Raw genomic sequence first — 24,610 nt, forward strand, 5'->3', positions numbered from 1 at the left:
TCACCCCCGTCCGACCTCGGCGTGTGCGGCGACCACCCGATAGATCTCGAACGGCCGCGCGCGGCTCAGGTCTCGGTACGGGCGTAACGGCGCGGTCTGGTCCTTGTGCCCGGTCGAGCCCTCCCACCGTGAGAACGACTCCCAGTCGGCCCAGCGGCTCACCACGGCGAAGCCTCGCTCGTCCCCGAGCAGTCGCATCAGGTGGTTGCCGAGCAACCCCGGCGTCCCCGCCATGCGGCGGCTCGACTCGACGTAGGCCACCCCGATGGCGTTCTCGTCGTCGCAGAGGTGGTGCAGCACCACCTCGATCTCGCCGTTCACTCGACGGACACGGCGGTGCCCGCGAGGTGCGCGACGACCGTCATCGTCGTCATGGATCCGCCGATCCGATACGGGTGCAGCTTCTGCCGGTGCTCGACGTGGCGCTCGCTCGTCTCGAACCGCCGGAACTCCAGTTCCCCCGTCCAGTCGCTGACGATGTAGTAGATGTCCTCTTCCTCAGCACTGCGGGACAGCCACTGCCCGAGATTCGCGGGGTCGCCGGTGACGGAGTGGCCCACCTCCCGCCACACGCGCTCGAAGTCGCCGGCCATGCCGGGCTTGACGTGCATGCGCAGCATCACGCGGAAAACGCTGGAAGCCATGTCAGATACCACCGTCGACGTTGATGGTCTCGCCGGTGACGTACCGCGAGAGATCGCTGAGCAGGAACAGCACGGGGCCAGCGAGCTCCTCGGTGGTGCCGAGCCTGCCGAGCGCGGTCTTCTCCGCGTAGGTGGCCCGCAACCCCGCCGCGCGTTCCGGCGGCATGTCGGCGAACGCCTCGGTCTCGATGATGCCGGGGGCCACCACGTTGACGCGGATTCCCCTGCCACCCAACTCCTTCGCGAGCGACCGGGTCAGGCCGATCAAGGCGGACTTGGCGGCGGTGTAGTGGGCGCGCAGCGGAATCCCCGCGGCCGCACCGCGCGAACCGATGTTGACCACGGACGAGCCCTCGCCGAGCAGCGGCAGGGCCTGCTGGATCACGCGGTACGCCGCGGTGACGTTGGTGTCCATGATCCGCGCCCACTCCTCGGCGGGCAGCTTCTCGAACGGGATGTGGCTGATCACGCCGGCGTTGTTGACCACACCGTCGAGCCGCCCGAACCGTTCCCCCGCCACCGCCAGCAGCCTGTCGGCCTCGGCGACGTCGCCGAGGTCGGCCCGCACCACGTGGTGGTCGCCGCCGATCTCCTTGAGCTCGCGGGTGAGGCTCTGCACCGCCTCGCTCTCCTGACGGTGGCAGGTGAGCACGTCCGCGCCCGCCCGCGCCGCGGCGAGCACGATCCCCCTGCCGATGCCCCGGCTCCCGCCGGTCACGAGCAGCTTCTTGCCGGTCAGGTCCATCTGCGGTCCTCGCCTCCGTGCTGCGGCCTCGATCTTGTTCTTGATCAGCGCCAGCTGCGTCCTGCTGTTGCCGTTGATCCGCTCGGTCATCGCCGCGTCGCCGAGCGGCGCGTCCGGTTTCATGCGGAAGTCCTGCGTCCACCGCATGGTCACGCCGTCCGCGGACTCGGTGTACGTCCACCTGATGTTCATGAACTCGAACACGCCGGTCTCGACGCGGTGCGCCTCGACGGTCCGCGACTCGACGTCGGCGGTGCGTTCGGACACCCAGCTCCACACCCTGCCCTCACTGTCGGGGTGCAGCTCGAGCCGGAACCTGACGGTGTTCCCGCTGGTCTCCAGGATTTCCGCGCTCGCATACTCGCTGAACAGATCCGGCCAGGACGCGACGTCGTTGGTGATCGACCAGACCAGGTCCATCGGCGCCTTGATCAGGATCTCGTTCTCGGTGCGTCCCGGGGTCATGCGCGCACCCCCGCCAGCACGGAGTTGATGTAGCTGATCGCCTCGCCGGGGGTCTTCATGTGGTCCACGGCCTTGTCGGGCATCGGCACCGAGTACGTCCGCTGCACCAGTCCCACCAGTTCCAGCAACGCGAGCGAGTCGTAGCCGAGTTCGGTGAACGGCTTGTCGTTCACCCCGTCACCGAGCTCGACGGCGTCGTCGGTGCCGGCGCACACCAGCAGCATTCCCTTCAGGTCCGTCACGGTGAATTCGCTCATTCCCAGTTCCTCGTTCCTCTCGTTCATCGCGGTTCAGTCGGGAAGTCCCCGGTCACCGGCTCCGAGCAGGAGCGCCGAGGTGAATCCGCCGTGCCCCTTCGCCAGCACGAGCGCGACAGCGGGACCGGTGTTCCGCGCGCCGTCGAGCACCAGGTCGATCTCGCAGTCGGCTCGCAACCTCGACGGTCCGAACGTGGCGGGCACGACGCCCGCGGCCAGTGCGAGCAACGCGGTCGCGACGTCCAGGGCGGCGCCGCCTCCGTACAGCCGTCCCGTCAGGGTCTTCGGCGCGGTCACCGGAACACGGCCGGCACCGAACACCTCGGTGATCGCCCGCGCCTCGGCGTGGTCGTGCGCGGGCACGCCGGAGGCGTCGGCGAACACGACGTCCACATCGGACGGTCGCAGGCCGGCCGCGCGCAACGACCTGTCAATCACGGACGCCAGCACCGGAGGCCTGGACGACCCCGGCGGCGGGTCGAAACCTGCCGCGTGGCCCAGCAACCTGCCGTAGCTGCGTGCCCCGCGCGATGCGGCGTCGGCGGCGCTCTCCACCACGATCATCGCGCCGCCCTCTCCCGGGAGGTGGCCGGACGCGTCAGCGTCGAACGGCAGGTAGGCCCTGCCAGGGTCATCCACGGTGGACAGGTGCCCGGTGGCCATCTGGGCGACGAGGCCGTAGGGGCACAACGAGGCGTCGGTGCCACCGCTGAGCACGAGCCTGGAGCCGGACGAGATCAGGCGACTCGCCTGGCCCAGCACGTCGAGGCCTCCCGCCTGCTCCTCGCAGAACACCCCGCACGGGCCCCGCATGCCGTGCCTGATCGACAACTGTCCCGTGGTGGCCGCGTAGAACCACGCGATCGACTGGTAGGCCCCGACCCACGACGGCCCCTGTGTGTAGAGCCGTTGCATCTCGCTCTGGCCGAACGTCGTTCCCCCCGACGAACTGGAGGTCACGACCGCCATGTCGTACTCAGGCACGGTGGCGGTGTCGACCCGCGCGTCGCGCAGAGCCAGTTCGGCACCGGCCAGCGCCAGCTGCGTCCACCTGTCCGTCTGCGGCACGAGGCGGGTCGGTACCTGCGCCAGAGCCTCGTCCGCGACCTCCCCGCCGTGGCGCACCGGATAGCCGGACGGGTCGAACCGAGTGATCCGGCCCAGTCCCGTCTTGCCCGCGACCACGGCCTCCCAGTGCGCTCGCGCGCCGATGCCGGTGGGCGCGACGACGCCCAGTCCGGTCACGACGGCGCGCTTCGATGACGCGTTCATGTCGGGTAGCTCCTCAACTGCGTCAGCACGGCTGAGCCTCTGCCACGGCGGGCTCAGACCCTGCTCAGCAACATCGCGCTCTGAAATCCGCCGAAACCGCTGCCGACACTGAGGATCGTGTCCATCCGGTGCGCTCTCGCGGTGATCGGCACGTAGTCCAGGTCGCACTCGGGGTCGGGGTGCACGAGGTTCGCGGTGGGCGGCACGACCTGGTGCTTCAACGCCAGCGCACACGCGGCCACCTCGAGCGAGCCGATCGCCCCCAGCGAGTGCCCCACCATCGACTTGATCGAGCTCACCGGGATCTCCCTGGCGCGCTCGCCGAGGCTGCGCTTGAACGCCGCGGTCTCGTGCCTGTCGTTCTGCACGGTGCCGGAACCGTGCGCGTTGACGTAGTCCACAGCAGACGGATCGAGTCGCGCCCTTCCCAGCGCCACCGTGATCGCCTCGGCCATCTCCTTGCCGTCCGGCTTCAGCCCGGTCATGTGAAAGGCGTTGCTGCGACTGGCGAATCCGGATATCTCGCCGTAGATCACCGCTCCGCGCGAACGCGCCGCCGACAGCTCCTCCAGCACCAGCACGGCGGCGCCCTCACCGAGCACGAACCCGTCGCGCCTGGCGTCGAACGGCCGCGACGCGTGCACCGGGTCGTCGTTGTTCGGCGTCGTCGCCTTGATCGCGTCGAAGCACGCGGATGAGATCGGCGAGATCGGGGCGTCCGTCGCGCCGGCCAGCACGACGTTCGCGGATCCCTCTTCGATCAGCTGAGCGCCGTGGCCGACGGCGTCCAGCCCTGAGGTGCACCCCGTCGAGATCAACGCGACGGGCCCCTCCGCCGCCACCTGCCAGGCGACCTCGACCGCCAGCGTGCTGGGCACCATGTGGCCGTAGAGGTGCGGCACACCGAACTCGTGGTCGACGAGCCAGTGACGCCCGCCGTCGGACAGCACCTCGTACTCCCGCTCCAGCGCCATGGTGCAGCCCACCGCGCTGCCGAGACTCACCGCTGTCATCGCCGGATCCGCACTGGCGAGGTCGAGGCCGCTGTCGGCCACGGCTTCCCGTGCGGCGACCATGGCGAACTGCGCGGCCCTGTCGGTCCGGCGGATCTCCTGCGGGCGCAGACCTGCCGCGGCAGGGTCGAAATCACACTCCGCGGCGACCCTCGACCGGAATCCGGTGGCATCGAAGTGGGAGATGGTCCGGGTGGCCGTGCGACCTGCCGTCAGCAGGTCCCAGAAGGCGATCCTTCCCGGCTTTCCCGGCGCGACCACGCCGATTCCGGTGATCACCGCCCTGCGTGTCATGACTCCCCACCCACCTCGGGGTTTCCCGCCTCCGGGTGCATCGGCGGCTCGACGTCCACGTGGCCGAGCTCGGGACGCGGGGCGAGTGGCGAAAGGTGGAAGACGCACCATGCGGAGGAGTCGCCGACGTTGACCAGGCGATGCCTGATCCCGATCGGCACCAGCACGGAGTCGCCGGCGCCGAGCGCCACCGGCTCACCGGCGAGCGCCAGCTCCAGATCTCCCTGCACGACGTGGAGGAACTCCTCGGAGTGCGGGTGGTAGTGCTCGGTCACGTGCTCACCCGGTTCCAGCCTGAGGAACCCCCCGAACCCGGACGTCGACCCGACGGTCTTCGGGCTCAGCGTCACGCGGATGTCGCCGCCGCGCTTGCGGTTCGCGACGGCCTCCTGCTCGGCGACCTTCGTGGTCCTGGTCCGCGTCATCGCACACCGCCCAGGTTCGGCCTCGTCACATCGCCGGTCACGGGGCCGTCCGCCGGTGTCCACGAGTAGAACGGGACCGCCATCGCGTCCTTGGGCTCACGCCACCCCGGGTCGAACGGTGAGATGAACTCGGCGAGCCGGGTGTTGACGTCCTGGTACAGCGGATGGCTGCGGGCGCGGTACAGGTTCGGCGCGATGTCGTCGTCGGCCTCGACCAGATGGAAGTACAGGTCGTGGAACGCGAACAACGTTCGCCTCGTTACACCCACGATATGCGGAAGATCCGACATGTCGGAATCCGCGAAGACCTGGGCGACACCGGGTGCGTCACCCGGCCTCATCCTGGCCACGATCAATGTCCTGTGCACGAGAAATCCTTCCGAAGGAGGGCCTGGAACAAGCCTCACTCGGCGTTCTCGAACAATTCTGAAAACAGACTGAATCACATTCAGTCAGATATTCCGGACACAGCAAATGACCCGTCTGCGCGAAACAGACGGGTGTCAGTGGCCCCGTGGCACGACGAGATCACGTCATCCGCACGACGCTGGGCGGATGACTCAGCGACTCAGAGAGGCAGGCGCGGCCGGTCCAGCAGGCTGCGCAACAGCACCGCGATCAGGCTTGGTACTCGGTATCCCGCGGCACCGGTGTCGCACACCACCTCATCGAGCAAATGCATGTCGGCCAGCTGCTCCAGCGTGGAATGCACCTCGTTGACCGGTGCCCCGAAGATTTCCGCCAGGTCCTCGTCCGCCCAGACTGGACCGTGCCCGACCACCACCTGGAGAACCTCGCGATTCGCGTCGCTCAAACCCCGGCAGCTCGTCTCCAGCGTGCTGCGCAGGCTCCGGATACCACCGGGGAGGTTGAGCACCATGAACTCGTCGTTCACCAACCGGTCGACCAGGGTGGCCACGCGCCACGACGGCCTGCTGCCCAGCTTCGCCGCAGCGGCACGCACAGGAAGTGGCAGGCGACCACATCGTTCGACCAGGTCACGCACGGCCTCCGGCTCCTGTTCCAGCCTGTGCTGCCCGGCGATGCCGCCGAACAATGCCAGCGCCTCATCACTCCCGAGCGGCTGGAGGTGCAGCTTCTCCCCGACGGACAGGGTGTGCACGCGGTAGCGGTAGCAGGCGATCAGCGCGCACCCGGACCCCGCCGGGATGAGCGGGGTCAGCTGGGACGCGGTCATCACGTCATCGACCACCACCAGCACCCGGCGGTCTGCGGTCCAGCTGCGGAACAGCAGACTGAGCTCGTCGAGGCCGCCCGGCAGGTCGGCCCGGCGCGCACCGCAGGCGATCAGGCACGACGACAGGACGCCGACCAGCGTGTCCTCGCCCGTCCCGACCGCACTCAGGTCCACGTAGAGCTGGCCGTCGGGGAAGTGCGAGCGAAGCCGGTGGGACGCGTGCATGGCGAGCGCCGTCTTGCCGATGCCCGCCGGGCCGTGGATCTCGATCACCGGCAGCGCCGTACCCGCGGTCCGGCTCGCGCCGAGGTGGTCGACGATCTGACGCACCTCCTTGCGTCGGCCGACGAAGTCCGGGACGTCCGGCAACAGCTGCCCCGGCGTCACCCAGACCCGTTGCTGTGCCAGTGCAGCCGTGGCCTCGGACGGCCTCCGCGCGTGCGGCACGGTCAGCGAGCGGGCGTCCGAGAGCACCGCCGCGTGCAGTTGTTGCAGGTCCGAGCCTGGCTCCAGCCCCAGTTCCTCGACGAGCCTGCCGCGTGTGCGGCGGAACACGTCGAGGGCCTCTCCCCGGCGCCCGCACCGGTACAGCGCGAGCATCAGCTGACCCGCGAAGCCCTCGTGCACGGGATGCATCCGCACCATTCCGGTCAGCTCGTCCAGGACGTCATAGTGCCCGCCGAGTTCCAGCGCGGCGTTGAACCGCTGCTCGTGCACCCGCTTGCGGCGCTCCTCGAGTTGCGCGCACCACGCCGACAGTCGCTTGCCGGTCGGGACATCCATCAGCGCGTCACCACGCCACACGGACAACGCGCGGGAGAACCTGTCGACCGCCCCACCGAAGTCGCCGGTGGCGAGCTCGGACCGGCCGGTGGCGATCAGCTGCTCGAAGTCGCGCACGTCGTATCGCTGGGACTCGTCGAGCTGGAGCTCGTAGCCACCCACCCTGGTGATCAGCGCGGCCCCTCCACCGGGGCTGATCGGTGCGCCGACCAGGCCCAGCCGCCGGCGCAGCTGGTAGATGTAGGTCTGCAGGGTGGTCGCGGCACTCGCTGGGAGTTCCTCACCCCACAACTCCTCGCCCAGCTGCTCGACGGTGGCCAAGGAGTTGGCGTTCAAAGTCAGGAGCGCGAGCACCTGCCTCAGCTTGGGCGCGGAAGGTGTGATTTCAACATTGTCGCGATGTATCCTGAGAGGCCCCAGGAAACTGATTTCCAACATGAATCCCCCATACACCGCACCCAGAAATGGCTGCGCAATCGCCTGAGTTCTGCACTCACCGCTTCACCGGCAGGCTTGACCCCAATACTCAAACTAGCACGAAAATCTTCGACAAGAGAGCCCGGCAAGATCGTCACTCGATCAGAGTAAATGGTTACACAACGCAAAAACGGACATCGAGTCACATAAGTTGGTTGAACCCGCAAATATCAGAGCACAATCCGCACCCTGTACTCGGTGAGCCAGGCGTCGAGCTGGAGGACCATCTCCATGCTTGCCCGTTCGACCCACGCGAAAGCTCCCCGTGGCGCACTTTCCGCACTCATCGCCGCTTTGACCGCTGCCTGGTCCAGCAGTGGGGCGACCACGGCGCCCGAATCCGAGGCGAGTTCCGCGAATCGGGCACGCACCACCTCTCCATAGCGAACGTCCTGCGTCGTGGGGTAGGCGCTCTTGCGCCGTTCGAGCACGGGCTGCGGCAGCAGATCGGCCACGGCGGCACGGAGAAGGCTCTTCTCCCGCTCATTCACCCGCTTCAACTCGGCCGGCACGTTGTACACGTACTCGACCAGCGCGCGGTCGCAGAACGGTGGCCTCAGTTGCACGCCCGCGGACATGCTCAGCCGATCGGCGCGGTCGAGGTGGGTGGGCGCCCACCTGGTCAACGCGAGGTAGGTGACCTCGCGCGCACGCCGTTGCGCCGCGTCTTCATCCCCGAGCACCGGTACCTCGGCGAGCGCATCGCGGTAGTGCTGGTCCGCGTACCCGAGGAAGTCGAGTTGCCGGCGCAGAGAGAGATCGATCAGCGAACAACCAAGTCCCCCGACCGCAGCGTCGTGCCCACGTTCGAACGACACCCACGGAAATGTGGTGGTGTTGCTGTGTTTCGGGTCGTATGCCCAGAAATACCCGTTGAAGACCTCGTCGGCCGTTTCGCCGGACAGCACTGCCCGCACACCGCGATCACGCAGTGCTTCGAAGAAGAGGAGCAGCGAGACGTCCATGTCTCCCAGCGGTGAGGCCGCGTCCTGTCCGCGCATCGCCCGCGCGTGGGCTCCCGGATCGGCGATGAGATCCGTGTCGAGCAGGATCTCCTCGTGGCGCGTCCCGACGTGGTCGGCGACCATCCACGCAAACGGCGAGTCGGGGGTCGCCCGCATCGTCGGGTGCGGCTCGAACTTCTCCGCGTAGCCGACGAAGCTGAGCGAGTAGGTCGCGAGATCGCCGCGCGCCTGGTGCGCCAGCGCAGTCAGTGCGCTCGAGTCGACGCCGCCGGAGAGCATGCACGCCATTCGCGGATCACCGCCGACGTGTCCCGCGACGGAGTCCGCCAGCAGTGCACGCACCCGCTCGACCGTCGTGGGCAGGTCGTCGGCGTGCCGCCACGCGGCGAGGGTCCAGTACCTGTGCTCCGTCATCGCCCGGCCGTCGACGACCACCGCGTGTCCCGGCCGCACCTCGCGGAGGCCGCGGAACACCGACGTGCCGGGCATCTTGCCGTGGGCGAAGAGCTCACGGAGACCGTCCTCGTCGACCTCCGCCGTGATACCGGGATGCGCGAGCACCGCCTTCGGCTCAGAACCGAACACCGCTCCCGTCGCGGTGACGGCGTAGGACAGCGGCTTCACCCCGAGCCGGTCGCGGACCAGCACGAGCCTGCGCTCCCGCACGTCCCACAGCACCACTGCGAACATGCCCTCCAAGTGGGCGGCGAAGTCGACTCCCCAGGTCAGGTAGGCGCTGAGCACGACGTCGGCGACGCCGGCCGACCGCGCGTGCACGCCCGTACGGGACCGCAGTTCGGCGATGTTGGTGATCGCCCCATCGATCATCAGCACCGCGACGGCCTGGTCGCCGTCGGTCGCGACGGCGGGCTGCGGGGAGCGGTCGGCGTCAACGGCTTCGAGCCTGCGGTGGGCCAGCGCGGCGTTGTGATCGGACCATCCGCCTGCCCCGTGCGGACCCCGGTGCGCCACCGCGTCGGCCATGGTCTCGGCGACTCGCCGTCCCTCTACGCCGACGCCTCGGCCGAAGTCGACCCACCCTGCCATGCCGCTCATGCGGGCTGTCCTTTCCTGATGTGGTGCGCCGGCTTCAGCGTGATCCCGATCAGGGCGAGCCCGTGGCTGGTCACGGCGGCGGCGGCGTCGGCGAGCGTCACCGGCCGGTCCGCGGGCACGATCAGCCCGAGCTTCCGCTCGGTCCCCTCCGGCCCAAGGGAGGTGATCAGCTTCAGATATCCGTCCGCGACCTCGGCCGCGGACTCGACCAGCTCGAACGTCGCCGGCGTGTGCGCGCCCCGCCAGGTCACGGCACCGCTCAGTGCACCCGTGAAGTTGTGCCGCCACCGGGCGCTGGTCGCGACCACGAGCCGATCACCGATCTCGTGCACGCCCGCAGGCACGACGTAGTGACGGCCGCTGCGCCGGCCGGTGAAGTGCAGCAACGCGAGATGCGTCCGGGCCAGGACCGGATCGCCGACCGCGAGCATCATCCGCATCCGGTCGTTGACCGCGCGCTGGTCCGGTGCGGGTGGCCGCTTCCCGATCACGGTCATGGCGTCACCACACCGGTCGCCGTCACGGCCAAGGCGCACAACGCGAACCCGGTGCGCAGGCGGTGCCAGTGCCGCCACGCTCCGCGCGGATCGTCCCAGTCGTCCGGGACGTCACCGGCCGGCAACGCCTTGACCCTGCGGTTGATCGGCACGTTGCCCGTCTGCGAGACGACAGCGACCCCGAGCATCAGCACGGCGCCCGCGATGAACCACGCACGCCGCCAGGTCGTGCCGGAATCCAATACCAGCAACAACTCCGCGACCGCGGAGCCCACCACGACGAACGGCATGACCCGGTCGTAGTGGCGCCCCAGCAACTTGTGCGTCTGGACGTAGACCTCCGGCGTCATGCGCAGCAACGCCGGCACGACGCTGATGGCGACCGCGAACATGACACCAGCGACAACTCCCGTTCCCACCAGGGCGAAAACGCTCAGCGCTTCCCTCACCACGTCCCCTTCTCACCGGGATTGCTCGATGACTCGAAGCTCCCAGCGACACCTGGTGTCCTCCTGAAACGAAGCTGAACTCGGGCTGTCGCCTGCCCGTGCCTTCACCGGTTTTCGAGGTCGGTGGGCAAATCTGCGGGAACAGACTCGGCGAGCACGAGCGGAGAGCACAGGTGTCTGACGAAGAGTTCCCGGTTCTCATCACCGGCGGGTGCATGGCTGGACTGTCGATGGCGTTGTTCCTGGCACAGCAGGGAGTTCGCTCGCTGCTGGTGGAACGGCACCCGTCGATCTCGCCTCACCCGAGGGCGCAGGCGGCCAGTCCCAGGACGATGGAGCTGCTCCGCCCGCTCGGGTTGGAGGATGAGGTGCGCGCCGCGGAGACGCCGAACGCGCGCTACGGCAACATCCTGCAGGTCTCGTCGCTCGCGGGTGACGAGCTCGGCGACTTCGACGGCCCGTTCCGGCACGAGACCAACGGCGCCAGCGCGACCGGGTGGACGCTCATCGGCCAGGACAGGCTCGAACCGATCCTGGCCGCGCGGGCCGCCGAGCTGGGCGCCGACCTCCGGTTCGGCACCGAGCTCGTGCGCCACCGGCAGGACGACGACGGCGTGACCGCGGTCATCAGGGACGCTTCCGGCGAACGCACGGTCAGGGCCGGCTACCTGATTGCGGCGGACGGCAACCGCAGCTCGATTCGGGACGGTCTCGGCATCACGACCAGCGGCAGGGGTGTCCTCGGCCGCCAGATGATCATCCTGTTCCAGGCGGCGCTGCAGGACCACGTGCGAGGCAGGGAGTTCTTCCTCTGCTTCGTCAGCAACCCGCAGGTGCACGGCGTGCTCGGCCAGCTCGACGCCGACGCCGCGGGGCGATGGGTGCTGGCGCCCAGCCTGCAGCCGGGGCAGACCCACGAGGATTTCACCGACGCGGACTGCGTGGAGCTGGTGCGCGCGGCGGCAGGGGATCCCGGACTGGAGGTGGAGATCGAGAACGTCGACAGCTGGGAGATCGCGGAACGCGTCGCGGACGGCTTCCGCTCCGGCAGGGTGTTCCTGGTCGGGGACTCCGCTCACCTGATGCCTCCCACCGGCGGCTTCGGCGGGAACCTGGGCGTCCAGGACGCGCACAACCTCGCCTGGAAACTCGCGCTCGTACTGCGCGGGGCAGCCGCCGCCGCCCTGCTGGACAGCTATGAGGCGGAGCGGCTGCCGATCGCGATCGCCGTCGCCGAGCAGGCCGTCATCCGGTACCTCCAGCGCAGCGGTCTCGACCAGGAGATCGCCGCGCGGCACCGTCCAGAATCGACAGTCCTCTTCGGACACGTCTACGGCGCGGAGCCCGGCGCCGGCCTGGACGACCTGATCGAGGACCCGCTCCTGCAACGCGGCCTGCCCGGCACCCGCGCACCACACCTGGAGTCCTGCGGGGTGCACGACCTGATGCGGGGGAACTTCGTGCTCCTGACCGCGAACGGCGAGCGGTGGCGGTCCGCGGTGTCCACCGCCACCGCGGCTACCGGGATCGCGATCGACGCGCACTCGGTGGAGACCGACGAGTTCACCACCCGGTACGAGATCGGCGAGACGGGCGCGGTGCTGGTGCGGCCGGACGGGTTCGTCGCCTGGCGGTGGACCGAGCGGCCGGACGAGGCCGCGGCCGAGCTGACCGGAAGGCTCAGGCACGCCTGCGGGTTCGCCACCGCTCGCGTCTGATCTGGACATCGAAAATGCCGCCCCAGCGTCCGGGGCGGCATTTTCGGTGTCCAGATCAGTCTCGCGCGAGCACCTGCCGCAGAGCCGAACCCACCGCCGCCGCGGAGAACACTCCCCTCCAGGCGACGAACCCGTCCGGCCGCACCAGCACCGCGTCACCCGCCCGCACCTGGTACTTTCCGGCGAACTCGCCGTGCGGATCCTCCAGGTCCGCCCCCACCCTCAGCGCGTCCAGCTCGACCCCGACCCGCGCCGCCTCGTCCCGTGCGCCCGCGACGTCGGTCTCGTAGCCGAACAGCACGAACCGCCGGCCGAACAGGTCCACCGTGGACGTTTCACCGGCGGCCGAACGCACCACGGCGTGCGGTGCCCGCGCGCCCGGCTGTGCCGACGGTCGCAACGGATCCTCGAGCACCGCCGCGTCGAAGCCGTCGCCCGGCACGAAAGCACCCGCCGGATACCGGTACCCGTAGGTCATCACTGCCTCGGAGACGAGCGCGCCCTCGACGTCCGCGAGCTCCTTGCCCTCGCGCACGGCGAACCGCAGCATCGCCTGGCGAACCGTCTCCTCCGCGACCGGCGCCCGCTCGTCGTGGTAGCTGCGCAGCAGATCAGGGCCCGCGGCGCCGCTGAGCACATGCGCGAGCTTCCAGGCCAGGTTGAACGCGTCCTGGATGCCGGTGCTCGCACCGAACGCGCCGGTCGGCGGCATCACGTGCGCCGCGTCGCCCGCGACGAAGACCCTGCCCAGGCTGAACCGGTCCGCGACCCTGGCCGCGATGTCCCACGGGGCCAGGTCGTTGGACTCGATCTCCACCTGCAGGTCCTCGTCGCCCACCGCGGCGCGGACCAGTTCGGTGCAGCGCTGCTCGTCGAAGTCCTCCGCGGACTGGCCCCGCTCGGGAAAGAACGAGATGTTGAGGACCCAGCGCTTCTCGTTGTCGATGGGGATGAGCGTTCCGCGCATCCGCTCGTTGTTGACGTAGGCGGCGATGACCTTCCGGCCGCGCAGCGCGTCCCGCAGGTCCGCGGTGAAGAAGACGCTGACGAGGCTGGTCATCGTGCCCGTGCCGTGGTGGGGGATGCCGAGCATGCCGCGGACCGGGCTGCGGCTGCCGTCCGCCGCGATCACGTACCGCGCACGCACCCGCCGGACGGCACCGGTGGCGAGGTCGGTCACCGTGGCGACGACGCCGTCCCCGGCCTCCTCGACCGCGTCCACCCGGTGGTGGAAGCGGACGTCGGCGCCCGCCTCGACGGCCCGCCGCCGGAGCACCGGCTCCAGCTGGTTCTGGTCGATCAGCGTCCACTGGGTGGGGCTGATCTTCCTGATGTCCTCCGGTGACGCGCTCGGCATCCGCACCCGTTCCTCGCCCGCGAGGGTGTGGACGTGCACGAGGTCGGTGTTGCCGGAGATCGGCGACCGCGCGGCCCGCACGCGATCCTCGATGCCGGCCGCGCGGAACAGTTCCATCGTGCGCGGGTTGATGGCCCGCGCCTTCGGATGCGCCGACGTGTCCTGATGGCGTTCGACGAGCAGGACCGGGACGTCGTACCAGGCGAGGAACATCGCGGCGGCGAGGCCGGTCGGTCCGCCGCCGATGACGAGCACCTCCACGTCGTCCATCACCTGGCTCCGATCACGAGCGTGTGGGTGTCGAGCATCGGTTCCTCGGTGGTCGAGGTGAAGCCCGCCGCACGCAGCCACGAGCGGCAGTCACCGACGCGGTACTCCGAACCGTGCGCGCTGACGAGCTTCATGTGCAGGCTGCTCATCAGGCGCTCCGGATCGCTGCGATCGTCGTCGATCATCCGGTCGTAGATCAGGACACGTCCTCCCGGACGCACCGCGTCGAACACCCGCGTCAGCAGCGCCACTCGTTGCCCGTCGTCGAAGCCGTGCAGGATGTGGCCGAGCACGACCACGTCCGCGACGGGCAGCGGGTCGGTGAGGAAGTCGCCGCCGGCGAAGCCGATCCGGCCGGTCAGGCCGAGCCTGCCGATGTGCTCGTCGAACAGTTCGCTGGTCCGCGGCAGGTCGAAGCACGTCGCATCGAGGTGCGGATGGGCACGGACGAGCACCGCGGCGAGGTTGCCCCGGGCACCACCCAGGTCGACGAAGGACGAGTACCCGCTCCAGTCGATCCGTCCGGCGAGCTCGGCGCCCATCCGGTCGGAGTAGGCGTCGAGACCGGAGAGGAACCGCTTCATCCGCTCCGGGTCGGAGTGCTCCTCGCCCACGAAGCCGCCCTTGTCAGGGTCCAGCCGCTGCGGGTCACCGGTGCGCAGGGCGTCGGTCAGCCTGCTCCAGGTCTGGTAGAAGGTCTGGTCGGTGAGCTCGACGAAGCCGCCGAGGTATCCGTCCCTGTCCCTGACCAGGTATGCGTCCGCCAATGGGCCGTTGCGGTAGCGGTCACCGTCGCGGTGCAGCAGTCCGAGGCCTGCGAGGGCGTCGAGGAAGTCCTCCGCGAGTCGCTCGTGCACGCCGACACCGGCCGCGATGGCCCCTGAGTCGGCGGCGCCGTCCGCGAGGAAGGTGAACACGCCGAGTTGCACGGCGCTCTGGAGCACCCGCGCGGAGCAGTCGGCGATCGTCATCTTGATCAGCGGCCCCGGACTGATGCCCGGCACGGCCACGTCGTTCGTCGTTGTCACGTTTCTTCCGCCCTCCGTTCATCTCAACGGGGACGCTAGATGTCACGCCTGGTAGTGGCCTCGAAACGGTCTGAAACCGGTCAGCCGTGGCGTTCCCTGCGGGCCAGCTCGCCCCAGAACTCACGCAGCGTCTCGTAACGCAGCGCGACCTCCTCGGCGTCGTCCGCTTCGAGGGCGTCGACGATGGCGTTCACGTCGGCCGCCGAGGTGTCCTCCAGCAGGTCCTTGTCGCCCAGCAGCTGCACCAGGCCGCCGTAGTCGAGCTCGACGGCCGAGTGCGGGTGGAAGTGCTCCAGCCAGCGGCCCGTGTCGGCGAGGACCTTGGCCGGCCCGTCGTCGCCCAGCGAACGCTTCACGACCTTGAGCGCCCGCGCGATCCGCCGCCTGGCGTCGGCCATGGCCACCCGCCACGACACCTGGCGCTCCGGGTCGTCCTGGGCGCTGGCCAGCACCACGCGGCGCTGGGCGGGGTCGACGAGGACGAACCACGGCAGCGGGATCGTCCAGGTCGTGGAGATCACGTGGACCGCGCCCGCGGAGAGTTCGGCCATCACGGCGGACGCGCGCGCTCGGACCGTTTCCGACGAGAGGCTGAGGGCCTCGTCCTGCAGGATCGCCGGCGCGGAGGCCAGGAAGCCCACCAGAGCGGCGGCGGAACGGGCCCGGAGGTCGAGCGGACAGACGAGTGGGCCGGGACCGACACGGGCGGCTTCGGAGGTCGGAACCTCGGCCGGACTGATCGTCATCACGTCGGACGACTCGCCCGGGAGGAGCTTTTGTCCCAACTGTGATCGCAACCACAGCTCTCGTTCCCGGTCTCCTACCTCCGACCGGGGGACAGGGCCCGCTTCCAGGGCTTTTTCGACCTTGGAAGCTAGCGTTGCGTCCAACACCGATAACGGTTCGTACACCCGTAGGTAGGCGACGAACGGTCTTGGCACGTGTGCATCCTTCCACGCGAGGGGGGCCGCGAGATTTGGCGGTACGTGTCACGCCTACCGCGTCGCGAGGAACCCCATCGGCACGGTACGGTAGTTACCAGGAATCAGTTGTCGAGACGAGTGGGGCCGCCGTTCCCCCGGCCGCCCCCGTCCCTGTGCGAGGGGGTCGAGCCATGGGGCGCGGCCGAGCTAAGGCCAAGCAGACGAAGGTCGCCAGGGAGCTCAAATACAGCTCTCATGAGACCGACTTCGCTGCGTTGCAGCGCGAGCTGTCAACTGACGAAGGGTCGCCGAACGGGAGTGGTGGTGGCGATGAGCCACACGACGACCCGTACGACGACTACGACGATTACCGTCGCTGAATTCAGCCTTCGGAGTTCAAGGGTTGGGCGGCCGGTCACCCCGGCGCCCAGCCCTTGAACTCTGAGGGCTCTTTCAGAACGCCCTGGCGTACTGCTTCGGCGCGTGGATCTCCACACCCAGCTGCTGTGCCGCGTGCAGCGGCCAGTACGGGTCGCGGAGCAGTTCGCGCGCGAGCAGGACCAGGTCGGCGGAACCGTCCGTCAGAATCTGTTCGGCCTGAGTCGCCTCGGTGATCAGGCCGACCGCACCCGTGGGCACGTCTGCCTTGCGTCGCACAGCTTCGGCGAGCGGCACCTGGTAGCCGGGCCCGATCGGGATGTCCGCCTGCGCGGTGTTGCCACCGCTGGACACGTCGATCAGGTCCGCACCCGCGGCCTTGAGCGCCTGTGCCAGCACAACGCTGTCGTCGGCAGTCCAGCCGTTGTCGACCCAGTCGGTGCCGCTGATCCTCACGATCACGGGCACCTCCGGGCCGACCGCTGCCCTCACGGCGGCGGTGACCTCGACGGGCAGGGCGATGCGTTCCTCGATGCTGCCCTCGTTCGTGAGCGGCGAGTAGAACTCGTGCAGCAGGTAGCCGTGGGCCGCGTGGACCTCCAGGACCTCGAAGCCGGCCTCGATCGCCCGCAGCGCGCCGTCGACGAACGCCTTGACGATCTGCGTGGTGTTCGTCAGCTTCTCCGGCTGGTTGCCGCCGGGGAAGGGCTCGGTCGTGGGCGCCACCGGCACCCAGTCACCGATCGCCTTGCGCCCGGCGTGCGCGAGCTGGATCGCGGGCACCGAGCCGTGCTCCTTGATGAACCTCGTGATCGGCTTCCAGGCCTCGACCTGCTCGTCGTTCCAGATGCCGGTGTCCTGCGGCGAGATCCGGCCGCGCGGCTCGACCGCCGTCGCCTCGGCCATGACGAGGCCGGCGCCGCCGACAGCGCGGGAGCCGAGGTGGACGAGGTGCCATTCGGTCGGCACGCCGTCTTCCTTCGTCACCGAGTACTGGCACATCGGGCTGACCGCGATGCGGTTGGGCAGCGTGACCGAGCGCAGGGTCAGCGGGGAGAACAACAGGCTCACGAAAAGCTCCCTCGAACGTTCGTTGGGCTACGAATCGTTCAAGGAGCCGGGGTCGGTGTGTTGTTCCCGGATGTGAGGCATCTCAGTCACTGAACAGCGACGCAGAGACACGGGCTGGTGTGAAGTCCGGAGGCCACAGCGTCCCGCGGTTGACGCGAGCCCCGGTCAGGACGGCCTTGTCCAGGTTGACGGCGCGCATGTCGGCGCCACGCAGGTCCGCGTCCGTGAGGTCGGCGGCGCGGAGGTCGGCACCTTCGAGGCAGGCGACCCGCAGGGAGGCGTTGCGCAGGGAGGCTCCCCGCAGGTCCGCGGCGCGGAGGTCCGTGCCATCGAGGACGCAGTCGTCGAGGCAGGTGCCGAGCAGCCGCGCGCCGGCGAGGTTGGCCCGGCGGATCACCGCTCCCGCGAGCTCCTGCTTTCCCAGGTCCGCGCCGCGCAGATCGACGTGGGACAGGTCGATCGCCGCACCAGGTCGCCGGATGAGGATCGCCAGGGCTGTCTCGACGTCCGGCCCCGGGCTCCTGACGACCGGGCCCGGCGCGTCCGTCCAGGGAGATCGTTCGCGCAGGAAGTCCCCGATGGTGTCGTCGACGAGCTGCCGGCTCCTCGCCGAGTCCTTCACGATCTGTGCCAGCGCGTGCAGCCCGCCGAGCCTTACCTCGGCCTGGTCACTGCCGAGGTGTTCCACGGCACGGCGGTACCGGTCGATGACCTGGCCGTCCCTGACCTGGTACCAGCCCAGCGCACCACCAGCGAGGACCAGCACCCCGCCCACCAGCAGCAGCGACGTCGATCGTGGAGCGGTCTGCGGCACCAGCAGGGCGACACCGAGCACTACCAGGGCGACCGCGCCGAGCCTGAACATCCGCTTGCTCACGGAGAGTCATCCTCGTGATGGCGGCCGTCCGGCGGTATCCGCTGTTGGAGTTCAGCTCAGGTAACGCACCTGCCTGGCCTTGCCTTCCAGCACTTCCTCGCGGGCCTGGGCGATCTGGGACCGGTGTGAGACCTCCGGCACACCGACCTCCCACCAGGCCCCGGCCTCGGTCCACGACGACGGGTGCGTGCGGATCACGACGACGGCAGGGCGTTTCTCGGCGACCGCGACCTCCCGAGCCTTGCAGTAGGCGCCTTCGAGGCCGGCCAATGAGTCGACGGGGAAGACCGCGCAGCCCATCGCCGAGGCGTGGGCGGCGAAGTCGGTGCGCGGGGGTTCGGGGTGGCCGGTCGTGCAGTCGGCGTAGAGGTTGTTGAAGCCCGCGCCGCCCTGGCCCGTCTGCAGGCGGTGGATCACGGCGTAGCCGTCGTTGTCGCAGACGACGGCCACGAAGCCGTGGCCCGCGAAGGCCGCCGAGAAGAGTTCGGAGTTCAGCATCAGGTACGAGCCGTCGCCGAGCAGCGTGGTGACGACGCCCTGGGTGTGCGCGATCGCGGCTCCCCAGGCGCCGGCCAGTTCGTAGCCCATGCAGGAGAAGCCGTACTCGACGTCCATTGTGGACTCGCCGGTGGCTCGCCAGCCGCCGATCAGCTCGCCGGGGAGGCCGCCGGACGCCGTCATGACGTAGTCGGTGGGTTCGCTGACGTCGTTCACGACGCCGACCACCTGGGCGTACGTCGGGAGATCAGTGGACGGCGTGCGCAGCGAGGTGATGTGGGCGTCCCACTTCGCGCGTTCGGTCTGGGCACGCCCGGCCCAGTCCGCCGGGGCCTGCCAGGAGGCCAGGACGTCGGTGAGTTCGCGCAGACCCTCGTCGGCGTCGGCGACCAGGGCGAACGAGCCGTGCTTCACGGCGTCGAAGCGAGCCGCGTTCAGGGAGAGCAGGCGCGCGTCCGGGGAGAAGACGGTCCAGGACGCGGTGGTGAAGTCCTGCAGGCGGGTGCCCACGGCGATGACCAGGTCCGCCTCGCCGGCCAGGACGTTCGCCGACGTCGAGCCGGTGACGCCCAGCGGGCCGGCGTGCAGCGGGTGGTCGTGCGGGATCAGCGTCCGGCCCGCCGTGGTCTCGACGACCGGGATGTTGTGCTGTTCGGCGAAGCGCAGGGCCCGGCCTGCCGCGCCCGAGTAACGGACGCCGCCGCCCAGGACGAGCAGCGGACGGGAAGCGTTGCGGATCGCCGCCGCGGCTTCGGCCAGGGCGAGCAGGTCGGGACGCTGGCGCAGCGGGCGGTGGATCACGGGGGCGAACAGCGCGTCGGGGAAGTCGTAGGACTCCGCCTGGACGTCCTGCGGCAGCGCCAGTGTCACCGGGCCGCAGTCGGCGGGGTCGGTCAGGACGCGCGCCACCTGCGGCAGCGTCGAGAGCAGCTGTTCGGGGCGGGTGATGCGGTCGAAGTAGCGGCTGACCGCGCGGAACGCGTCGTTGACCGTCGCGGTCGGGTCGTGGAAGTGCTCGACCTGCTGGAGAACGGGGTCCGGTGCGCGGCCGGTGAAGGTGTCTCCCGGCAGGAGCAGCAGGGGCAGGCGGTTGGCGTGGGCGACGCCGGCCGCGGTGACCATGTTCAGGGCGCCGGGGCCGATCGACGACGTGGCGACGCCGACCTGGCGGCGGTGGGTGGCCTTGCCGATGCCGACGGCGGCCAGCGCCATGCCCTGCTCGTTGTGGCCGCGCCACACCGGGATCCGGTCGCGGACCTCCTCCAGGGCGTTGCCGAGACCGAGCACGTTGCCGTGGCCGAAGATCGCGAACACGCCGGGGAACAGCGGCGCGACGGTGCCGTCGAAGAGTTCGGTGCGCTGGGCCAGCATCCAGCGGACCAGCGCCTGCGCGGTCGTGAGCTTCACTTGACCCGTCCCTCAGCAGTCGTTACCGGGCAACGGGGATCGAGCTCCTGCGTCGCCCAGCTGTCGCGGATCCAGGTGTGGGCCGGGTCGTCGCAGAACGCCATCGAGCGCTCGGAACCCGGACCCGCCAGGACGTTCAGGTAGTACATGGGATATCCCGGCGCCGCGACGCACGGGCCGTGGTAGCCGCGCGGGATCAGGAAGACGTCGCCGTCCCGCACGGTCACGTCCTCGTCGATCGTGCCGTCGTCGGTGTACGTGCGGTGGAAACCGAAACCGGTGCGGGACGGGGTGACCTGGTCCCGGTCGGCGATGCGGAAGTAGTAGATCTCCTCGTTGTTCACCTCGCACGGCTCGGACTCGTCGTGCTTGTGCGGCGGGTACGAGGACCAGTTGCCATCCGGGGTGATCAGCTCGCAGGCGTTGAGCTTGTCTGCGTGGTCCCACACGCCCGGGACGCCGAAGTTCGTGACCTGGCGGGTCGCGTTGCCGGAGCCGCGCACCTCGACGGGCACGCCGTCGGCCGGGCCGTACTTCGGCGCCAGCTTCTTCTCGCAACGCGCCATCGGCAGAGCGACCTCACAGCCCTCTGCTGAGACGAGACGGACCGTCTCGTCTCGCGGGACGTAGGCGAAGTCCGTGACGCGGGTGAAGACGGAGTCGCGGCCCTGCAGTTCGAACCTGGAGTCGCCCACCTCGACCGACAGGGATCCGGCCAGTGGCAACACGAACGCCTCGAACTCGCCGGTCTCGACGGTCCGCGACCCGCCGGCCTCGATCCGCAGCACGCGCAGGCCGGTGTAGGCCCAGCCCGCGTCCTCCGGGGTCAGCGCGATCACGTCGGAGCCGGTCGAGAGAGTCCCGTGTGGACGGTGCCAGGTCATTCCGTGGCCCCCTTCGCGGTACGGAGGATTTCGGCGGCAGCGGCGACGGCGGCGGCGACATCACCGTCCGGCGGGTAGAGCAACGCCCGGCCGACGACCAGGCCGCGCACGGTCGGGTGGCCCAGCGATCGGCCCCACGACGCGAGGTCGTCCTGGGGGTTCGCGGACGGCACACCGCCGAGCACCAGGGCGGGCAACGCGGTGGTGTCCAGCACGATCTCCGGTTCCTCCGGCGCGGGCAGCTTCAGCCAGGTGTACGCGGAGGTCGACCCCAGGCCGGCAGCCACGGCCGAGGCGCGGGAGAGAGCCGCGGAATCCTTCTGCAGCACCAGTTTGTCGTTGTGATCACGCTTGTACGGCAACGGTTCGACCATCGCCATCAGGCCGTGCTCGGCGAGTTCCGTGACGGCTCGCGCGCAGCCTTCCAGCGTCGGGATCGTGCCGGGGTCCGAGTCGACCAGGCGCAGCAGCATCTTGCCGCCGTCGAGCCCGAACGTCGCGATGGACGAGGCGTCGTAGGCGGTGAACCTGTCGTCGATCTCCCAGTCCGCACCGGCCAGGCCGCCGCGGTTCATCGAGCCGATGACCACGCGCTCGTTCAGGCCGTCCAGCAGAAGGAGGTCCTCGATCACGTCCGGCGTGCCGAGCACACCGTCGACGTCGGGATTCGCCAGTGCCGTCAGCAACCGGGCCAGCAGCGAGCGCCGGTCCGCCATCGCCATCGGGTCGCCGCCGACGCCGAGCGCACCACGCGCCGGGTGGTCCGCCGCGACGAGGAACAACGTGGACTTGCCGTTCAGCAACGAGTTCCGCCGCTTGCGCGACTGGTAGGCCCGTCGGATCGCGCCAGGATCCTCGGCCCGCCGCCACAACAGTTCGCGCCACTGGCCGTCGGTGATCACAGCAGTTCCTCGATCTCTTTCTGGTCGGGCATCGCGTCGGCGCACGCCAGCCGGGACGCCACGATCGCGCCCGCCGCGTTGGCGTAGCGGGCGATCTTCACCGGGTCCCAGCCGGACAGCAGGCCGTGCACCAGGGACCCACCGAACGCGTCACCGGCGCCGAGCCCGCAGACCACCTCGACCGGGTTCGGTTCGACGGTCCACCGGCCCTCGGGCGTGGCCACAAGAACGCCCTCGGCACCCTTTTTGACCAGTGCCAACGAGATTCCGCGCGCCAGCAGCCGATCAGCGGCCTCGTCCGGGTCGGACGTGCCGACCGCGATCTCGCACTCGGTCCGGTTGCCCACGGCGACCGTCACGTGGTCGAGCATCCAGCTGATCTCGGTGCGCGCGGTCTCGACGTCCGGCCAGAACATCGGCCGGTAGTCCAGATCCAGCACGGTGTGCCCGCCGCGGGCCCGGTTCGCCAGCATCATCCGCTGCGAACCGCGGGCGGGCTCGGCGGAAACTCCCGTGCCCGTCACCCACAACAGCGGGACCTCGCGCACGAGCGACCACGGCACGTCGTCCTCGCCGATCGTCAGGTCCGGCGCGATCGGCAGCCGGTAGAACAGCAGCGGCGGGTCCGCGGGCGGGTTGAGCTCGCAGAAGACCACCGGCGTCAGCAGGTCCGGCGAGGTGCCGACGTACTTCGTCGACACCCCGAACCCTTCCAGCGCCTCACGAACGTACGTGCCGAAGCCGTCCGGGCCGACCTTCGTCAGCACGCCGGCGCGACGGCCGAGCCGCGCGGCGGCGACCGCGACGTTGGTCGCGGTCCCGCCGAGCGACTTGGCGAAGGTGCTGACCTGGGCCAGCGGCACCCCGGACTGCTCCGGGTAGAGGTCGACCCCGACCCGGCCGACGGTCAGCACTTCCAGCGACGTCACGCCTCGACACCCCGCAGCTCGTGCTCCAGCGCTTCCAGCTCGGCGCCACCGGCCATCTGCCGGGTCAGCTCGCCGATGTCGATCTCGGACTTCTCGTAGCTGCCCAGCGCACGGCCACGCTTGAGCAGCAGGAACCGGTTGCCGACCGGGTAGGCGTGATGCGGGTTGTGGGTGATCAGCACGACGCCGAGGCCGCGATCACGCGCCTGGGCCACGTACTTCAGCACCACTCCGGCCTGCTTCACGCCCAGCGCGGCCGTCGGCTCGTCCAGGATCAGCACCTTGGCGCCGAAGTGCACCGCGCGGGCGATGGCGACGCACTGCCGTTCGCCACCGGACAGCGTGCCGACCGGCTGCTCGACGTCCCGCAGGTCGATGCCCATGTCGGACAACGCCTTCTTGGTGACTTCCTTGCCCTTCTTGCGGTCCAGGAAGCCGAACTTCGTCGTCGGCTCCGAGCCGAGGAAGAAGTTGCGCCACACCGACATCAGCGGCACCACCGCGAGGTCCTGGTACACGGTCGCGATGCCGTGATCCAGGGCCTCGCGGGGCGACGAGAACTTGATCTCCTCGCCCTCGACCCTGAACGAGCCCTGGTCGTGCTGATGGACACCGGCCAGGATCTTGATCAGGGTCGACTTCCCGGCGCCGTTGTCGCCGAGCACGCAGGTGACCTCACCCGCGTTGACCACAGTGGACACATCGCTCAACGCGATGACGCTGCCGTAGGTCTTGCCGATGTTCTCGGTCTCGATGAGTGACGTCATCGCCGGACCCTTTCCGCTCGGCGGCGCAGCATGTTGTTCACCAGCACGGCGGCCAGCAGCATCACGCCGAGGAACAGCTGGAACCAGTCGCTGTTCCAGCCCGCGTAGACGATGCCCTGCCGGGCCATGCCGAAGATCAGCGCGCCGATCGCCGCACCCACCGCGGAACCGAAGCCACCGGTGAGCAGGCAGCCACCGATCACCGCCGCGATGATGTACTGGAACTCGAGGCCGATGCCCTGGTTCGCCTGCACGCTCGCGTACCGCAGGATGTTGATCGAGCCCACGAGCCACGCGGCGAACGCCGTCGTCATGAACAGCAGGATCTTCGACCGCACGACCGGCACACCGACCGCGCGCGAACTCTGCGCGGCACCACCGATCGCGAAGATCCAGTTGCCGAACCTGGTGCGCATCAACACGGTCGACGCGATCACGGTGAACAGGACCCACCAGATGATCGACACGTAGAAGCTCGTGCCGCCGATCTGGAACGTCGAGGCGAACAGGAATCCGGCCGACTCGTACCCGGCGGCCTCGCGCATGCCCGACACCTGCACGCTGCCCGTCACCAGGCGCGTGACGCCGAGGTTGAGGCCCTGCAACGCGAGGAAGCTGCCCAGCGTCACGATGAAGCTCGGCAGGCCCGTGCGCATCACGAGCCAGCCGTTCAGCGCGCCCACCGCCAGTGCGAAGGCGAGCGACACCAGCAACGCCAGCCAGACGTTGAGTCCCAGCTGGGTGGCGAGGAGAGCCGTGACGAGCGCGGTGGACGCGGTCATGACACCGGCGGACAGGTCGAACTCGCCACCGATCATGAGCATCGCCACCGCGACCGCCATGATGCCGAGCATGGAGGCGTCGTCCAGCCAGGTGGCGGCACCACCCACGCTGAGGAACTGCTCGGTGACCACGGAGAAGAACAGGAACACCAGCAGTGCGCCGAGCATGGCGCCGATCTCCGGGCGTTTGATCAGCTGATCCATCGCCCTGGGCTTGCCCAGCCGTTCGTCGGCAGCCGATGGAGCTGTGGCCGTCACGGTCATCTCCCCGACTCCTCC

The 24,610-nt window shown here is 69.5% G+C and carries 25 protein-coding genes; 2 read left to right on the forward strand and 23 right to left on the reverse strand.

From position 1 onward, the window contains the following. The 12 genes from BLR21_RS25830 to BLR21_RS25890 form a co-directional block, all read right to left on the reverse strand. On the reverse strand, positions 1 to 321 hold the full coding sequence (locus tag BLR21_RS25830) for an antibiotic biosynthesis monooxygenase family protein (protein WP_090009130.1): 321 nt from the start codon (positions 319 to 321) through the stop codon (positions 1 to 3). After that, positions 318 to 644, reverse strand: a complete 327-nt coding sequence (locus BLR21_RS25835) for an antibiotic biosynthesis monooxygenase family protein (protein WP_090009132.1) — start codon at positions 642 to 644, stop codon at positions 318 to 320. The genes BLR21_RS25830 and BLR21_RS25835 overlap by 4 nt, the downstream gene beginning before the upstream one ends. A 1-nt stretch (position 645) precedes the next feature. Then, on the reverse strand, positions 646 to 1,854 hold the full coding sequence (locus tag BLR21_RS44555; protein WP_338061069.1) for an SDR family oxidoreductase: 1,209 nt from the start codon (positions 1,852 to 1,854) through the stop codon (positions 646 to 648). Next, positions 1,851 to 2,111 (reverse strand): acyl carrier protein, encoded by a 261-nt coding sequence (locus BLR21_RS25850; RefSeq protein ID WP_176929785.1) that lies wholly within the window; start codon positions 2,109 to 2,111, stop codon positions 1,851 to 1,853. The genes BLR21_RS44555 and BLR21_RS25850 overlap by 4 nt, the downstream gene beginning before the upstream one ends. 33 nt (positions 2,112 to 2,144) lie before the next feature. Continuing rightward, complete coding sequence (locus tag BLR21_RS25855; RefSeq protein WP_090009136.1) at positions 2,145 to 3,383, reverse strand: beta-ketoacyl synthase N-terminal-like domain-containing protein; 1,239 nt, start codon at positions 3,381 to 3,383, stop codon at positions 2,145 to 2,147. A gap of 53 nt (positions 3,384 to 3,436) precedes the next feature. Continuing rightward, positions 3,437 to 4,690, reverse strand: coding sequence for a beta-ketoacyl-[acyl-carrier-protein] synthase family protein (locus BLR21_RS25860; RefSeq protein ID WP_090009138.1), 1,254 nt, complete (start codon positions 4,688 to 4,690; stop codon positions 3,437 to 3,439). After that, positions 4,687 to 5,115, reverse strand: coding sequence for a cupin domain-containing protein (locus BLR21_RS25865; protein ID WP_090009140.1), 429 nt, complete (start codon positions 5,113 to 5,115; stop codon positions 4,687 to 4,689). The genes BLR21_RS25860 and BLR21_RS25865 overlap by 4 nt, the downstream gene beginning before the upstream one ends. Beyond that, positions 5,112 to 5,483: a TcmI family type II polyketide cyclase gene (locus BLR21_RS25870; protein ID WP_090009142.1), complete on the reverse strand. Its 372-nt coding sequence runs from the start codon at positions 5,481 to 5,483 to the stop codon at positions 5,112 to 5,114. The genes BLR21_RS25865 and BLR21_RS25870 overlap by 4 nt, the downstream gene beginning before the upstream one ends. Before the next feature lie 200 nt (positions 5,484 to 5,683). Then, positions 5,684 to 7,534, reverse strand: coding sequence for an AfsR/SARP family transcriptional regulator (locus BLR21_RS25875; protein WP_090009144.1), 1,851 nt, complete (start codon positions 7,532 to 7,534; stop codon positions 5,684 to 5,686). 209 nt (positions 7,535 to 7,743) lie between these two features. Beyond that, positions 7,744 to 9,594, reverse strand: coding sequence for an asparagine synthase (glutamine-hydrolyzing) (gene asnB, locus BLR21_RS25880; RefSeq protein WP_090009147.1), 1,851 nt, complete (start codon positions 9,592 to 9,594; stop codon positions 7,744 to 7,746). Next, a complete protein-coding gene (locus BLR21_RS25885) occupies positions 9,591 to 10,091 on the reverse strand; it encodes a hypothetical protein (protein WP_090009149.1) in 501 nt (166 codons plus the stop codon). Before BLR21_RS25885 ends, asnB begins: the two co-directional genes overlap by 4 nt. Continuing rightward, on the reverse strand, positions 10,088 to 10,540 hold the full coding sequence (locus BLR21_RS25890; RefSeq protein WP_256334933.1) for an anthrone oxygenase family protein: 453 nt from the start codon (positions 10,538 to 10,540) through the stop codon (positions 10,088 to 10,090). The genes BLR21_RS25885 and BLR21_RS25890 overlap by 4 nt, the downstream gene beginning before the upstream one ends. A 173-nt stretch (positions 10,541 to 10,713) precedes the next feature. Here BLR21_RS25890 and BLR21_RS25895 point away from each other — a divergent pair, with 173 nt between their 5' ends. Then, positions 10,714 to 12,258 carry an FAD-dependent monooxygenase gene (locus BLR21_RS25895; protein WP_090009153.1) on the forward strand — a complete coding sequence of 515 codons (1,545 nt, stop codon included), beginning with the start codon at positions 10,714 to 10,716 and terminating at the stop codon, positions 12,256 to 12,258. Positions 12,259 to 12,313: 55 nt separating this feature from the next. Here BLR21_RS25895 and BLR21_RS25900 read toward each other — a convergent pair whose 3' ends face one another. From BLR21_RS25900 to BLR21_RS25910, 3 genes are all read right to left on the reverse strand, one after another. After that, positions 12,314 to 13,885: an FAD-dependent monooxygenase gene (locus tag BLR21_RS25900; protein WP_090009155.1), complete on the reverse strand. Its 1,572-nt coding sequence runs from the start codon at positions 13,883 to 13,885 to the stop codon at positions 12,314 to 12,316. Further along, entirely contained in the window at positions 13,885 to 14,913 is a 1,029-nt protein-coding gene (locus BLR21_RS25905; RefSeq protein WP_090009158.1) for a methyltransferase, read from the reverse strand. Before BLR21_RS25905 ends, BLR21_RS25900 begins: the two co-directional genes overlap by 1 nt. 80 nt (positions 14,914 to 14,993) lie before the next feature. Next, on the reverse strand, positions 14,994 to 15,854 hold the full coding sequence (locus BLR21_RS25910; protein ID WP_090009160.1) for a DUF8083 family protein: 861 nt from the start codon (positions 15,852 to 15,854) through the stop codon (positions 14,994 to 14,996). A 173-nt stretch (positions 15,855 to 16,027) separates the two neighbouring features. On the opposite strand from BLR21_RS25910, the gene BLR21_RS25915 reads away from it, so the two are divergent. Then, positions 16,028 to 16,216, forward strand: coding sequence for a DUF3073 domain-containing protein (locus BLR21_RS25915; protein WP_090009162.1), 189 nt, complete (start codon positions 16,028 to 16,030; stop codon positions 16,214 to 16,216). A gap of 73 nt (positions 16,217 to 16,289) precedes the next feature. Here the strand turns inward: BLR21_RS25915 and BLR21_RS25920 are convergent, their stop codons facing one another. From BLR21_RS25920 to BLR21_RS25955, 8 genes are all read right to left on the reverse strand, one after another. Then, complete coding sequence (locus tag BLR21_RS25920; RefSeq protein WP_090009164.1) at positions 16,290 to 17,285, reverse strand: NADH:flavin oxidoreductase/NADH oxidase; 996 nt, start codon at positions 17,283 to 17,285, stop codon at positions 16,290 to 16,292. A gap of 82 nt (positions 17,286 to 17,367) precedes the next feature. Further along, positions 17,368 to 18,162 (reverse strand): pentapeptide repeat-containing protein, encoded by a 795-nt coding sequence (locus BLR21_RS25925; RefSeq protein WP_090009166.1) that lies wholly within the window; start codon positions 18,160 to 18,162, stop codon positions 17,368 to 17,370. A 51-nt stretch (positions 18,163 to 18,213) separates the two neighbouring features. Continuing rightward, on the reverse strand, positions 18,214 to 20,067 hold the full coding sequence (iolD, locus tag BLR21_RS25930) for a 3D-(3,5/4)-trihydroxycyclohexane-1,2-dione acylhydrolase (decyclizing) (RefSeq protein ID WP_090009168.1): 1,854 nt from the start codon (positions 20,065 to 20,067) through the stop codon (positions 18,214 to 18,216). After that, positions 20,064 to 20,951 carry a 5-deoxy-glucuronate isomerase gene (iolB, locus tag BLR21_RS25935; RefSeq protein WP_090009170.1) on the reverse strand — a complete coding sequence of 296 codons (888 nt, stop codon included), beginning with the start codon at positions 20,949 to 20,951 and terminating at the stop codon, positions 20,064 to 20,066. Before iolB ends, iolD begins: the two co-directional genes overlap by 4 nt. Further along, positions 20,948 to 21,853 carry a Cgl0159 family (beta/alpha)8-fold protein gene (locus BLR21_RS25940; protein WP_090009172.1) on the reverse strand — a complete coding sequence of 302 codons (906 nt, stop codon included), beginning with the start codon at positions 21,851 to 21,853 and terminating at the stop codon, positions 20,948 to 20,950. The genes iolB and BLR21_RS25940 overlap by 4 nt, the downstream gene beginning before the upstream one ends. Beyond that, complete coding sequence (gene iolC, locus BLR21_RS25945; protein WP_090009175.1) at positions 21,850 to 22,782, reverse strand: 5-dehydro-2-deoxygluconokinase; 933 nt, start codon at positions 22,780 to 22,782, stop codon at positions 21,850 to 21,852. The genes BLR21_RS25940 and iolC overlap by 4 nt, the downstream gene beginning before the upstream one ends. Beyond that, the gene (locus BLR21_RS25950; RefSeq protein ID WP_090009177.1) at positions 22,779 to 23,549 is read right to left on the reverse strand and encodes an ATP-binding cassette domain-containing protein; all 771 of its coding nucleotides are present in this window, start codon (positions 23,547 to 23,549) and stop codon (positions 22,779 to 22,781) included. The genes iolC and BLR21_RS25950 overlap by 4 nt, the downstream gene beginning before the upstream one ends. Beyond that, entirely contained in the window at positions 23,546 to 24,595 is a 1,050-nt protein-coding gene (locus BLR21_RS25955) for an ABC transporter permease (protein ID WP_090009179.1), read from the reverse strand. The genes BLR21_RS25950 and BLR21_RS25955 overlap by 4 nt, the downstream gene beginning before the upstream one ends. Positions 24,596 to 24,610 lie beyond the last annotated feature (15 nt).

Origin of the sequence: Lentzea albidocapillata subsp. violacea, from assembly GCF_900100275.1 — a bacterium.
Lineage (GTDB): Bacteria > Actinomycetota > Actinomycetes > Mycobacteriales > Pseudonocardiaceae > Lentzea > Lentzea violacea.

Bases quoted from the DNA above. Each gene is read 5' to 3' on its own strand.
- BLR21_RS25835 (WP_090009132.1), bottom strand. From the start codon at position 644: ATGGCTTCCAGCGTTTTCCGCGTGATGCTGCGCATGCACGTCAAGCCC.
- BLR21_RS44555 (WP_338061069.1), bottom strand. From the start codon at position 1,854: ATGACCCCGGGACGCACCGAGAACGAGATCCTGATCAAGGCGCCGATG.
- BLR21_RS25850 (WP_176929785.1), bottom strand. From the start codon at position 2,111: ATGAGCGAATTCACCGTGACGGACCTGAAGGGAATGCTGCTGGTGTGC.
- BLR21_RS25855 (WP_090009136.1), bottom strand. From the start codon at position 3,383: ATGAACGCGTCATCGAAGCGCGCCGTCGTGACCGGACTGGGCGTCGTC.
- BLR21_RS25860 (WP_090009138.1), bottom strand. From the start codon at position 4,690: ATGACACGCAGGGCGGTGATCACCGGAATCGGCGTGGTCGCGCCGGGA.
- BLR21_RS25865 (WP_090009140.1), bottom strand. From the start codon at position 5,115: ATGACGCGGACCAGGACCACGAAGGTCGCCGAGCAGGAGGCCGTCGCG.
- BLR21_RS25875 (WP_090009144.1), bottom strand. From the start codon at position 7,534: ATGTTGGAAATCAGTTTCCTGGGGCCTCTCAGGATACATCGCGACAAT.
- asnB (WP_090009147.1), bottom strand. From the start codon at position 9,594: ATGAGCGGCATGGCAGGGTGGGTCGACTTCGGCCGAGGCGTCGGCGTA.
- BLR21_RS25885 (WP_090009149.1), bottom strand. From the start codon at position 10,091: ATGACCGTGATCGGGAAGCGGCCACCCGCACCGGACCAGCGCGCGGTC.
- BLR21_RS25900 (WP_090009155.1), bottom strand. From the start codon at position 13,885: ATGGACGACGTGGAGGTGCTCGTCATCGGCGGCGGACCGACCGGCCTC.
- BLR21_RS25915 (WP_090009162.1), top strand. From the start codon at position 16,028: ATGGGGCGCGGCCGAGCTAAGGCCAAGCAGACGAAGGTCGCCAGGGAG.
- iolB (WP_090009170.1), bottom strand. From the start codon at position 20,951: ATGACCTGGCACCGTCCACACGGGACTCTCTCGACCGGCTCCGACGTG.
- BLR21_RS25950 (WP_090009177.1), bottom strand. From the start codon at position 23,549: ATGACGTCACTCATCGAGACCGAGAACATCGGCAAGACCTACGGCAGC.
- BLR21_RS25955 (WP_090009179.1), bottom strand. From the start codon at position 24,595: ATGACCGTGACGGCCACAGCTCCATCGGCTGCCGACGAACGGCTGGGC.